The sequence below is a fragment of the Acidovorax temperans genome (assembly GCF_006716905.1).
Lineage (GTDB): Bacteria > Pseudomonadota > Gammaproteobacteria > Burkholderiales > Burkholderiaceae_C > Acidovorax > Acidovorax temperans.
This window is the reverse complement of sequence record NZ_VFPV01000002.1, coordinates 41,157-53,113: the sequence shown is the minus strand read 5'-3', so window position 1 is coordinate 53,113 and position 11,957 is coordinate 41,157. Positions and strand designations below refer to the sequence as shown.

Annotated in this window: 12 protein-coding genes; 4 read left to right on the top strand and 8 right to left on the bottom strand. The window is 62.0% G+C overall.

The window, feature by feature from the left end; translation table 11 throughout:
* Positions 1–59: 59 nt before the first annotated feature.
* The 3 genes from BDD18_RS08415 to trxA all read left to right on the top strand — a co-directional run bounded on the left by BDD18_RS08415 (position 60) and on the right by trxA (position 2,836).
* Positions 60–362 carry a flagellar basal body protein gene (locus tag BDD18_RS08415; RefSeq protein ID WP_044399549.1) on the top strand — a complete coding sequence of 101 codons (303 nt, stop codon included), beginning with the start codon at positions 60–62 and terminating at the stop codon, positions 360–362.
* A gap of 153 nt (positions 363–515) precedes the next feature.
* Complete coding sequence (locus BDD18_RS08410; RefSeq protein ID WP_125958944.1) at positions 516–1,847, top strand: IS4 family transposase; 1,332 nt, start codon at positions 516–518, stop codon at positions 1,845–1,847.
* A gap of 32 nt (positions 1,848–1,879) precedes the next feature.
* Positions 1,880–2,836 (top strand): thioredoxin, encoded by a 957-nt coding sequence (gene trxA / locus BDD18_RS08405; protein ID WP_142080794.1) that lies wholly within the window; start codon positions 1,880–1,882, stop codon positions 2,834–2,836.
* Between the two features lie 186 nt (positions 2,837–3,022).
* Here the strand turns inward: trxA and BDD18_RS08400 are convergent, their stop codons facing one another.
* The gene (locus BDD18_RS08400) at positions 3,023–3,943 is read right to left on the bottom strand and encodes a phosphoribosylaminoimidazolesuccinocarboxamide synthase (RefSeq protein WP_044399082.1); all 921 of its coding nucleotides are present in this window, start codon (positions 3,941–3,943) and stop codon (positions 3,023–3,025) included.
* Positions 3,944–4,355: 412 nt separating this feature from the next.
* On the opposite strand from BDD18_RS08400, the gene hpf reads away from it, so the two are divergent.
* Positions 4,356–4,691 carry a ribosome hibernation-promoting factor, HPF/YfiA family gene (gene hpf / locus BDD18_RS08395; RefSeq protein ID WP_044399058.1) on the top strand — a complete coding sequence of 112 codons (336 nt, stop codon included), beginning with the start codon at positions 4,356–4,358 and terminating at the stop codon, positions 4,689–4,691.
* A gap of 54 nt (positions 4,692–4,745) precedes the next feature.
* Here hpf and BDD18_RS08390 read toward each other — a convergent pair whose 3' ends face one another.
* The 7 genes from BDD18_RS08390 to BDD18_RS08360 all read right to left on the bottom strand — a co-directional run bounded on the left by BDD18_RS08390 (position 4,746) and on the right by BDD18_RS08360 (position 11,902).
* Complete coding sequence (locus BDD18_RS08390; protein WP_125958944.1) at positions 4,746–6,077, bottom strand: IS4 family transposase; 1,332 nt, start codon at positions 6,075–6,077, stop codon at positions 4,746–4,748.
* 152 nt (positions 6,078–6,229) lie between these two features.
* Positions 6,230–7,186 (bottom strand): hypothetical protein, encoded by a 957-nt coding sequence (locus tag BDD18_RS08385; protein ID WP_142082667.1) that lies wholly within the window; start codon positions 7,184–7,186, stop codon positions 6,230–6,232.
* Positions 7,187–7,297: 111 nt separating this feature from the next.
* Entirely contained in the window at positions 7,298–7,789 is a 492-nt protein-coding gene (locus BDD18_RS08380; protein WP_044399540.1) for a Crp/Fnr family transcriptional regulator, read from the bottom strand.
* An 84-nt stretch (positions 7,790–7,873) separates the two neighbouring features.
* On the bottom strand, positions 7,874–9,301 hold the full coding sequence (mnmE, locus tag BDD18_RS08375) for a tRNA uridine-5-carboxymethylaminomethyl(34) synthesis GTPase MnmE (RefSeq protein ID WP_142082665.1): 1,428 nt from the start codon (positions 9,299–9,301) through the stop codon (positions 7,874–7,876).
* Between the two features lie 122 nt (positions 9,302–9,423).
* Positions 9,424–11,127 carry a membrane protein insertase YidC gene (yidC, locus tag BDD18_RS08370; RefSeq protein ID WP_142082664.1) on the bottom strand — a complete coding sequence of 568 codons (1,704 nt, stop codon included), beginning with the start codon at positions 11,125–11,127 and terminating at the stop codon, positions 9,424–9,426.
* Positions 11,124–11,417, bottom strand: coding sequence for a membrane protein insertion efficiency factor YidD (gene yidD / locus BDD18_RS08365; RefSeq protein ID WP_084601360.1), 294 nt, complete (start codon positions 11,415–11,417; stop codon positions 11,124–11,126). The genes yidC and yidD overlap by 4 nt, the downstream gene beginning before the upstream one ends.
* Complete coding sequence (locus BDD18_RS08360; protein WP_142082662.1) at positions 11,414–11,902, bottom strand: ribonuclease P protein component; 489 nt, start codon at positions 11,900–11,902, stop codon at positions 11,414–11,416. The genes yidD and BDD18_RS08360 overlap by 4 nt, the downstream gene beginning before the upstream one ends.
* Positions 11,903–11,957 lie beyond the last annotated feature (55 nt).

Below are 11,957 nucleotides of genomic sequence, written 5' to 3'. Positions count from 1 at the left end.
GCCAGCGCCCGTGAGGGGGCAGACAATCCGGGTTCAATCCACCCTTTGCGAGTCACACCGTGGCAAGTCTTTCATCGATTGGCAATTCCGGCCTGCAGGCAGCGCAGTTGCGGCTGGATGCGTCGGCACACAACGTCGCTAACCTGAACACGCCCGGCTTTCGCCGCCAGGTGGTTGAGCAGACCGAAAGCCCTGGCGGCGCTGGCGTGCAAGCCAGCGTGCAGCGGTCGCCGCAGGAAGGCTCGGCCCTTGAACAGGACGCGGTTGAGCAGATGGCCGCTACTTATGCCTTCAAGGCCAATGTGCAAGTGCTCAAGACCAATGACCGGATGATGGGCGCGTTGCTCGACACCAAGGCTTGAGCACCTCGCCACATCACTGAAGCACGACTAATAAAAAAGGGAGCCCACGGGCCAATGCCAGTAAGTTAAGCAAAGGCCCTTCGGGGTCTTTGTTGTTTGTACAGTGCAGGCTTGATCAATTGAGCTTTGGCCATAGAGGTCAAGCGATAGCCAATGCTGCTGCAAGAGTACCTGAACGATACCCATGAGTTTGCGAGCCCCGAACAATGGGGTGTCGTTCAAAGCAACATACCCCAGCAGTGGATTGAACAGGCCTTGCAGATGACGGGTGTAGCCACGCTGCGCAAGCGGCGACTGCCCATGGAGCAGGCACTTTGGCTGGTATTGGGTGTGGCCTTGCTTAGAGACCGCTCCATCGTGAACGTGGCCGAGGTACTGGAGCTGGCACTGCCTGGGCAGCACAATGAACCCATCAGCTCCAGCGCGCTGAGCCAGGCGCGCCAACGGCTGGGCAGTGAGCCCCTGCAATGGCTGTTTCGCCACACTGCTGCCCATTGGGCGCACCAGCAGGCCGCTCGCCACCGCTGGCAAGGCTTGGCGCTGTACGCATTGGATGGCGTGGTCTGGCGTACCCCCGACACACAAGACAACCGCCAGCACTTTGGTTGCCAGCGCAACCACGCAGACCACCAAAGTCCCTTCCCCCTGGTGCGCATGGCCTGCTTGCTCGATGCCAGAGCTCGTTTATTGGTAGATGCCAGCCTGGATGCCTACGACACCAGTGAGTACGCATTGGCTGAACGCTTGTGGCCGAAGTTGCCGCCTGACTCGCTGGTGATTGTGGACAAAGGGTTTTACTCGGCAAGTCTGCTGTGGCCGCTGCAACACCGCCAGGGACGTCACTGGCTGATCCCTGCGCGTGCCGGACTCAGGGGCGAGGTGGTGCAAACGCATGGCCCTGGCGATGTGAGCTTGCGCATGAAGGTCTCGCCCCAAGCTCGCAAGAAAGACCCCGGCTTGCCGCTCACGTGGGAGGTGCGCGCCATCACCCGTGAACTCGATGGCAAACCCAGAACCTTGTTCACGTCCCTGATGGATCCGGCACGCTACAAGGCCGAGGAGGTGTTCGCGCTGTACCACGAACGCTGGGAGATTGAGCTGGCCTATGGAGAGATGAAGACGGACATGCTGGGCCAGGCGATGACGTTGCGCAGCCAGCAACCCGATGGGGTCAAGCAAGAGCTGTGGGCAACCTTGTTGATGTACAACCTGATCCGCTTGGAGATCACGCGCATCGCAGACGAGGCCAAAGTGCAGCCCTGTCGCATCAGCTTCATCACGGCGCTGCGCTACATCGTGGATGAGTGGCTGTGGAGTTCAGGATCACACACCCCTGGGGCCATCCCGGCCAAGCTTGCGGCCATGAGAAAGAACATCCGCCGCTTCGTGCTGCCGCCTCGCAGATCCCACAGGCGGTATCCGCGTGAGGTTCGTATGACCAAGACCCAGTATCCCGTCAAAAAAATGCCGCTCAGACTTAACTGAGCGGCATTGCCCTGCCGGCCCGCTTTTTGCCCATGATCGACATCACCGTAGAGAATTTTGAAACCGAGGTGGTTGCCGCCTCGATGACCGTGCCCGTGCTGGTGGACTTCTGGGCGCCTTGGTGCGGCCCCTGCAAGTCGCTGGGCCCGGTGCTGGAAAAGCTCGAAGTGGAATACGCCGGCCGCTTCAAGCTGGCCAAGATCGACTCGGACCAGCAGCAGCAACTGGCGGGCATGTTCGGCATCCGCAGCATTCCCACCTGCGTGCTGCTCAAGAACGGCCAGCCCGTGGACGGATTCATGGGCGCACAACCCGAGGGCCAGGTGCGGGCCTTCCTCGACAAGCATGTGCCCAGCGAGGGTGCGCTGGAGGCCGAGGCCGATGTGGACGAGGCCCACGAACTGCTGGAGTCTGGCGACACCCAGGCGGCGCTTTCCAAGATGGCTGATGCCCTGGCCGCAGACCCCACCAACGACGACGCCCGCTTTGACTACGTGCGCCTGCTGATTGCCACCGGCGGCTACGAAGAGGCCGACGCCCTGCTGCAGGAACCCCTCAAGCGCATTCCCCAGCCGCTGCGCTTCGATGCGCTGTGGCGCTGGCTCGATGCCCTGCAGTTCGTGCAGAACGATGACCGGGGCAACTGGCCGCTGGAGCAATTTGACGCCCTGATTGCCCAGAACAAGCGCGACTTCGACACCCGCTTTGCCAAGGCCCGCGTGCTCATGGCCGAGGGCGAATGGGCGGCGGCCATGGAAGAGCTGCTGGAAATCATCATGCGCGACAAGACCTGGAACGCCGAGGCGCCGCGCAAGACCTATGTGGCCATTCTGGAGCTGCTCACTCCGCCCCAGCCCAAGCCTGACCCCACCGCGGCTGGCAAAACGGCTGCAGGCATTGAACTGGTGGGCAAAACCACCGTGGAGCAGGACGAAACCACGGCCATGCTCAACGCCTACCGTCGCAAGCTCAGCATGGCGCTGAACTGAGCCCCTGCGGTCTGGCCCGCGCGCTCACAAAAAAAGGAGGCATCGCCTCCTTTTTTTGTTGCCGGGTTTCAGCGCGCTGGTGCTATGAAATCAGAAGCGGCTGGCGCTTGTTGGTAGCTATATTCCAATAGAAATCGGCCACGAAGTCACGCCAGTAAAGCGCAAGATGCTATCAATTAATGAGTGTCAGGCGGTGAGGCGCTCCAGCGCCTCGCGGTACTTGGCCGCCGTTTTTGCGATCACTTCCTGGGGCAGGCGTGGCGCGGGGGCGGTCTTGTCCCAGGGCTTGCCGTTCACTTTGGCCTGCTCCAGCCAGTCGCGCACGAACTGCTTGTCGTAGCTGGGGGGGTTGGCACCAGCGGCCAGGGCGGCTTCGTAGCCTTCCACGGGCCAGTAGCGGGAGCTGTCGGGCGTGAGCACCTCGTCCATCAGCACCAGCGTGCCATCGGGGGCCAGGCCAAACTCGAACTTGGTGTCGGCAATGATCATGCCCTTGGTCAGCGCAATCTCGGCCGCTGCCTTGTAGATGGCGATGCTCAGGTCGCGGATGCGGGTGGCCAGGTCCAGGCCAATCATCTCCACGGTGCGCTCGAAGGTGATGTTCTCGTCGTGCTCACCCACGGCTGCCTTGGCAGCGGGCGTGTAGATGGGCTCGGGTAGCTTGGCCGCGTTGGTCAGGCCTTCGGGCAGCGGCACGCCGCAGACCGAGCGGCTTTCCTGGTATTCCTTCCAGCCGCTGCCAGCCAGGTAGCCGCGCACCACGGCCTCCACCGGGATGGGCTTCAAGCGCTGCACCAGCATCGAGCGGCCGCGCACCTGGGCCACTTCCTCGGGCTTGACCACGCTTTCCGGGGCATCGCCTGTCAGGTGGTTGGGGCAGATGTGGCCGAGCTTGTCGAACCAGAACAGGGCCATCTGCGTGAGCAGCTCGCCCTTGCCGGGGATGGGCTCGCCCATGATCACGTCAAAGGCCGAGAGGCGGTCGCTGGCGACCATGAGGATGCGGTCGTCGCCCACGGCGTAGTTGTCACGCACCTTGCCGCGAGCCAGCAGGGGCAGCGATGTGAGGGCAGAGGTGTGCAGGGCGGGGTTGCTGGGCTGGGTCATGGTTTCGATGGTGGCAATCAACGCGCCAGGAACGTGGCGTACGAAGGCAAGGCAAGCTTGCGGGCGCCCAGAGGGCTGGCATCACAAGCGGCCAGATTTTACGCGGCTTGCCTGCTCTAGCGGCTGCAGTGGCGCGCGGTCTGTGCGGGGTGGGGTGTCGGGGGGAGATGGTGCGTGACGACGCGAGTGGTCGGTGGGCGGTGCAGTTTTGATCCGACTTCAGCATTGTGCGGGGTTTTTTGGCGTTTGGCACCTTGGGCCTGATAACCCGGCACAGCACAGCGGAATGGGATTGCATTTCAGACGGTGCAGAGGCATAGTGAACTCACGCCAACGGATGCATCCAGTTCGCCGGGCCGCCACTCTGATCCAGTGCGGCATATGTTTCACCGAGAGCACAGGAGACCTATTTATGAATCTGACGATCAGCGGGCACCACCTCGAAGTTACCCCTGCCTTGCGCAATTACGTCACCACCAAGCTCGATCGGATCACTCGCCACTTTGACCAGGTGGTGGACGTCAAGGTACTGCTGACAGTAGAGAAACAGAAGGAGAAGGAAAAGCGCCAACGTGCTGAATGCAACATCCATGTCAAAGGCAACGATTTGTTTGCAGAAAGCGCCCATTCAGACCTGTACGCTGCTGTGGATGAACTCGTAGACAAGCTGGACCGCCAAGTGGTGCGCCACAAGGATCGCCTGCAAGACCACCACCACGAAGCTGTAAAGCGTGAGTTGCAAGTCTGACGCCACTGCCTGATTGGCATTCGCACAGCAACCGCCCCCTGGGGCCAATGCCGCTCAGTTAAGTCTGAGCGGCATTTTTTTGACGGGATACTGGGTCTTGGTCATACGAACCTCACGCGGATACCGCCTGTGGGATCTGCGAGGCGGCAGCACGAAGCGGCGGATGTTCTTTCTCATGGCCGCAAGCTTGGCCGGGATGGCCCCAGGGGTGTGTGATCCTGAACTCCACAGCCACTCATCCACGATGTAGCGCAGCGCCGTGATGAAGCTGATGCGACAGGGCTGCACTTTGGCCTCGTCTGCGATGCGCGTGATCTCCAAGCGGATCAGGTTGTACATCAACAAGGTTGCCCACAGCTCTTGCTTGACCCCATCGGGTTGCTGGCTGCGCAACGTCATCGCCTGGCCCAGCATGTCCGTCTTCATCTCTCCATAGGCCAGCTCAATCTCCCAGCGTTCGTGGTACAGCGCGAACACCTCCTCGGCCTTGTAGCGTGCCGGATCCATCAGGGACGTGAACAAGGTTCTGGGTTTGCCATCGAGTTCACGGGTGATGGCGCGCACCTCCCACGTGAGCGGCAAGCCGGGGTCTTTCTTGCGAGCTTGGGGCGAGACCTTCATGCGCAAGCTCACATCGCCAGGGCCATGCGTTTGCACCACCTCGCCCCTGAGTCCGGCACGCGCAGGGATCAGCCAGTGACGTCCCTGGCGGTGTTGCAGCGGCCACAGCAGACTTGCCGAGTAAAACCCTTTGTCCACAATCACCAGCGAGTCAGGCGGCAACTTCGGCCACAAGCGTTCAGCCAATGCGTACTCACTGGTGTCGTAGGCATCCAGGCTGGCATCTACCAATAAACGAGCTCTGGCATCGAGCAAGCAGGCCATGCGCACCAGGGGGAAGGGACTTTGGTGGTCTGCGTGGTTGCGCTGGCAACCAAAGTGCTGGCGGTTGTCTTGTGTGTCGGGGGTACGCCAGACCACGCCATCCAATGCGTACAGCGCCAAGCCTTGCCAGCGGTGGCGAGCGGCCTGCTGGTGCGCCCAATGGGCAGCAGTGTGGCGAAACAGCCATTGCAGGGGCTCACTGCCCAGCCGTTGGCGCGCCTGGCTCAGCGCGCTGGAGCTGATGGGTTCATTGTGCTGCCCAGGCAGTGCCAGCTCCAGTACCTCGGCCACGTTCACGATGGAGCGGTCTCTAAGCAAGGCCACACCCAATACCAGCCAAAGTGCCTGCTCCATGGGCAGTCGCCGCTTGCGCAGCGTGGCTACACCCGTCATCTGCAAGGCCTGTTCAATCCACTGCTGGGGTATGTTGCTTTGAACGACACCCCATTGTTCGGGGCTCGCAAACTCATGGGTATCGTTCAGGTACTCTTGCAGCAGCATTGGCTATCGCTTGACCTCTATGGCCAAAGCTCAATTGATCAAGCCTGCACTGTACAAACAACAAAGACCCCGAAGGGCCTTTGCTTAACTTACTGGCATTGAGCCCACGGGCTCCCTTTTTTACCAGCACAGCGGGCAAGGAACGCAGTCGTTCAGTTCAACTCACCGTACTGGGTGGTGCTCAGCGCGGTACTCTGCCCATCCGATCCCGGCATTTCCGTGTCTGCAAAATCAGTGGAATGGGACGGAGGCAGCAAGGGGCCTGAGCGCACGGCCACACCGGGGCGCGCAGCGGCCGCAGGCGCTACCGGCGCACGGCCCGCAGCGTCGGCCAGTGCTCGCTTGAAGGCGGCCACCTCGTCAGCCTCGATCGGCTCAAACTGCGCTGGCCCACTGGCGGGCGCCAAAGGAGCGGGACCGGTGTTGGACGCGGGCAGCAGCGGGGCGGGCGCAGTGGTACCCGAGGGCGTACGGCCAAGCGCCGTGGGCGTGGTGGGGAAACGGGCAGCGGGCTCGGCAGGGAACAGCAGCGACGATGCTGGCGCGGCCACCGGTGCGGGTGCTGCTGGGACGGGCGCTGGCACCGGATTGCGCGCGACGACTTGTGGCGCGGCAGCAGACGGCACCGGCGTGGGGGTGATGCCCTTTTGCGGCAGGCCCACGGCCACATGGTCATTGATGCGCCAATAGACCGCAGTGACCAGAATGTCATAACGGGTCTTGGCTGTCTGGGCAATCAGCGCCTCGATCTCGCTCAAACGGGCGGTCTCACCGCCGTACTCGCGGGCCAAATCCATCATCACCAGAAACTGGCGACCCCGCTGATCCAGCGACAAGACCTTGAACTTATAGCTGGCCGACAGCACGCCCGCACGCACCATGGCATCGCGCACCACGGTGTAGAGCAATTCACGGCGCTCCATGCGCTCGTTCTTGCGGTTGGCCGCGTGTTCTGGTGGGACGGGCTGAAGCAGAGGCTGCCCTGGCCGCCCCGGAGCCAGAGGTACGGTGGCATCGGCATTCAACAAACCGGATGGTTCAGCCCCCGCACTGCGAGGTTTGGCCTTGGGTGGTGCAGGTTTGCGACTGAACCAACTGAACAGAGACATGGCTTGCTTTCTTCGAAGGGGCGCTCGTGATCAATCCGGTGCGAGTGTAATTGGGGGTACAAACAGCTTGGTTACTTTGCCTCGGCAGCAACGCCATCAGCGTCGGTAATGTCAGGTGGCGGCAACGCGGCGCTTGCGGTTGCCCAGGCGTTTGGCCAAAACAGACCCCACCGCCATCGTCAACGCCAAAGCAACGGCTGGCTGGCGATTGGCCAGCTCGGTGAAGCGCAAGGCGTGCAGTGCCCACAGCTTGCTCGGCGCGCTGGTCTGCACGGTGGCAGAGCGTGGGCGGTGCGAGAAGAATGCACCTTCGCCCACCACCGAGCCAGGGCCCACCACGGCCAGGCGCAAACGTTCTTTTTCGTCCTGGTAGTGCACGCTCAGGGTGCCGCTTTCCACCAGATACAGGGTGCGGTCTTGCGCTCCCTGGCTGAACACGGTGTGGCTCGCCGGGAACACCGTGGGCTGCAGGTAAGGTGCAACCACCTCCCACTGCGCAGGCGACAAAGGGTTGGTCATGGCATCGTCTGCGCTGGCTTGGGCGATGGCATCAATCAGGCCGCGCAGATCAACGCGAGGGGATGTAGACATTAGGGCATTCATAGTGGGTCTGAAAGTACCTGCGTTACAGAGTAGACACAAGCACCGCTTACGTCCCTTTACAAAGAAGCTGCCCGGTGGAGAGCGCTACTTGCCAATGCAAAAGCTGGAGAAGATCACGCCCAGCAGATCGTCGGAGGAGAACTCTCCGGTGATCGCCCCCAAGGCGTTCTGGGCCAGCCGCAACTCTTCTGCCAGCAAATCCAGGGCAGGCGAGGAAATGAGCAACTGGGCTGACGCTTGCGCCAGATGGGCGTCCACCTGCGCCAGCGCCTGCACGTGGCGCGCGCGCGCGATGTAGACCCCCTCAGGCGCCGACTGCCAGCCAGCGACTTCTAGCAGTATGCGCCGCAGGGCTTCCAGGCCATCGCCCGTGCGCGCAGAAATTCGAACCGAACGTCGATTCACAGCCCCAGAGCCAGCCGCATCCGCCACGGCGGTACTGGTGCAATCGGTCTTGTTCCACACATCGATCACCGGGACGGAAGCCGGAATCTTTTGCTGCATGGAAGCCGCCACGGCCGCATCTGCAGCCAAATAGTCAGGCTGGTCCATGCGCGACAAGTCATGCAAGAAGAGAACGGCGTCCGCCCCCTCAATCTCTGACCATGCACGGGCGATGCCGATGCGCTCCACCTCGTCATCGCTGTCGCGCAGGCCTGCGGTGTCAATCACATGCAGCGGAACGCCTTCGATCTGGATGGTCTGCTGCACCTTGTCGCGGGTCGTGCCCGCGATGGGGGTGACGATGGCGAGCTCAGCCCCCGCCAGCGCGTTCAGCAGCGAACTCTTGCCCGCGTTTGGCTGGCCGGCAATGACCACCTTGATTCCTTCGCGCAGCAAAGCGCCCTGCTGCGCACGCTGGCGCACTTGAGCCAATGTGGCCTGCAGGCGCTCTAGCTGGCCTCGGGCGTCGGCTTTCTCCAGGAAGTCAATGTCTTCTTCCGGGAAGTCCAGCGTGGCCTCCACCAGCATGCGCAGGTGGATCAGTGCATCGCGCAATGCGTGAATCTCGTGCGAAAACGCGCCGGTCAAAGACCGGCTGGCGCTGCGCGCTGCAGCCTCGGTGCTGGCGTCAATCAAGTCGGCAATTGCCTCGGCCTGGGCCAGGTCGATCTTGTCGTTCAAAAATGCCCGCTCGGTGAACTCGCCTGGCTGCGCCACGCGCAGCCCCGGCAGCACCGGGCTTGCGCTCGCGGTGCCTTGCGCTGCTTCCAGGCAGCGCGCCAGCAGCAACTGAAGCACCACCGGCCCGCCATGGGCCTGCAACTCCAGCACGTCCTCACCGGTGTAGGAGTGGGGTGCCGGGAAGTACAGGGCCAGCCCCTGGTCTATGGCTTGGCCCTGCGCATCACGAAACGGCAGGTAGGTGGCCTCGCGCGGGCGTAATGCTCGCCCGCACAACGCCTTCACCAGAGGCGCCAAGCCTTTGCCAGAGACGCGGACAATGCCCACAGCCCCCCGGCCGGGAGCGGTGGCAATGGCGACGATGGGATCAACGTGACGGGCAAGCATGGCAGGCACTTTACACAAGACAGGCCCTTGCCATCGCGGTACGGCAGGCCCTTCGGGAATGAAAAAGGCCGCTTGCGCGGCCTTGGAGGTTCTGAGAACGCATTCTCGCGATCAACAAAGGATCACTTGAACTTGGGCAGGTTGAACTGCGGTGGCACGCCCATGCGGGTGTTGATGATCCACTGCTGGGCAATCGACAGGATGTTGTTCGTCAGCCAGTACAGCACCAGGCCGGCGGGGAAGAAGAAGAACATCACGCTGAAGATCAGTGGCATGAACCACATCATCTTGGCCTGCATCGGGTCTGGCGGCGCAGGGTTCAGGGCGGTCTGCAGCAGCGACGACAGCGTCATCAGCAGCGGCAGGATGAAAAATGGATCGGGAGCCGACAGGTCGTGGATCCAGCCAATCCAGGGCGCATTGCGCATTTCCACGCTGGACAGCAGCACCCAGTACAAGGCGATGAACACCGGGATCTGGATCATGATGGGGAAACAGCCACCCATGGGGTTGACCTTCTCCTCACGGTAGATGCGCATCATCTCTTGCTGCATCTGCTGCGGCTTGTCCTTCAGGCGCTCTCGCAACTCCATGATCTTGGGATTGATGGCCTTCATCTTGGCCATGCTGGCGTAAGCCTTGGCATTGAGCCAATAGAAGGCTATCTTGAGCAACAGCACCAGGGCCACGATGGACCAGCCCCAGTTGCCCAGCAGCTTGTGCAGCTGGTCGAGCAGCCAGTACAGCGGCTTGGACAGAATGGCCAGCCAGCCATAGTCCTTGACCAGATCCAGGCCTGTGGAGAGCTTCTCCAGCATGGTTTCGACCTGGGGGCCTGCAAACAGGCGGGCATCCACCGCCTTGGTCGTGCCGGGGTCGATGTTGCCCAGTGGCGTGATCATGCCGACCGAGTACAGGTTATCGCTCACCTTGCGGGTGAACAGCTCACGTTGCACGCCATCAGCCAGCAGCCAGGCGCTGGCGAAGTAATGCTGCACCATGGCTACATAACCGTTGGGGGACTCCTTGGGAATGTCCACCTTGCCGTTTTCGATGTCCTTGAACTCGATCTTCTGGTACTTCTTGGCATCGGTGTACACCGCAGGGCCTGTGAAGGTGGAGTAGAACGAAGACTCTCCTGGCGGCTTGTTGCCATCGCGCACCAGTTGCAGATACAGCTGTGGCGAAACTGCGGAGCTGCCCACGTTCACCACTTCATGCTTGACGGCGATGTCGTAAGCGCCACGCTTGAGCGTCCAGGTCTTGACCAGCTTGACGCCGCCTTGCTCAGGCGATTCAAAGCGAATGGTCAGCTCGTTTTCACCGTCCTTGAGAGCACGGGGGCCAGGCACGGCAGTCATCACCGTTTTGTGGGTGGGGAAGCTGCCACCGATCAGGCCCGTTTGTGCGACGTAGACGCGCTGTGTGCTCTCGTCAAACAGCACAAAGTTCTTCGCCTTGTCGGTCATGTCCGCGTGCTTCAACAACTCAGCGTGCGTGAGCGAGCCGCCTTCGCCGTCAAACGTCAAGCGGTAGACGTCGGTGGTGACTTCGATTTTTTCACGCGCTGCAGGAGCTGCTGGCGCAGGCGTTCCGGGAACGGCCGAGGCGCCGATGGACGCGACTGCAGGCGCGGTGGAAGCTGGCACGCTGGCTGCACCGGCCAGCGGCGCCGAGGCTCCGGCTGCCGGGGCTGCGGCTCCCACCGCGGCAGGCGACGGGAAGAATGTGGCCTTGTTGCCGTTGTGCAATTGCCATTTGTCCCACAGCAAAACCATGGAAAAGCCAAAAATCACCCACAAGATGGTGCGGCGAATGTCGTTCATGAAGACTTCTTTGGTGAAGATGGTTGGGTGTTGGAAGGGTTCAGCCGCGAAAACAATCGCATGCCACGCGGTAATTCCGCAGGCACGGGATCGCAGCCGCCGTCACACCAAGGGTGGCAGCGTACCAGCCTGCGCAGCGTGAGGTAACTGCCAGCAGCAGCGCCATGCTGCTGCAAGGCTTGCAAAGAATACGCTGAGCAGGTGGGCTCAAACCGGCAGGCAGATCCCAGCCAGGGACTGAGTATCAGCCGATAGCCTTTGACCACACCGATCAGCAGGGCTCGCATCATGGCGCAGTCTCTGCCGTGGTGTCCCGCTGTGCACTGCTGCCAGCAACCGGCGGACGCTTGGCTGCCTGACCAAACAATTGCAAAAGTTCAGCGCGCACAGCCTGCTTGAGCTGGTCCGAGCTGGCGCTGGCGAATTGCTTGCGGTCAAACGCCGTGCGCAGGCGCACCACATGGGCGGCCTGCGGCAAACGGGCTTCGAACAAAGCACCCACCGCGTAAATCTGCCGCTTGATGGTGTTGCGCGTGACGGCACGGCGGGCCCAACGCTTGGGCACCATAGCGCCCAGCCAAACGCCAGAAACGCCAAACAGGGCCTGCGGTCCTTGCTCTAAAAGCAAAGAACCGGGCCCTGAAGGTGGCGCGGAAACCACTGGCACGTCGCTGGCAGTGAGTGCCAGGCGGTGCAACGCAAAATGCGCTGTACGGGAGACAGTGCCCCCCGCCATGGCTGCCTGGAACTGCGGACGGGTTTTCAGCCGTTGCATGCGAGCACCCCGTTCAGGACCTGACGGTACAAACCGGGGAGCAGGCCGGTGGGTG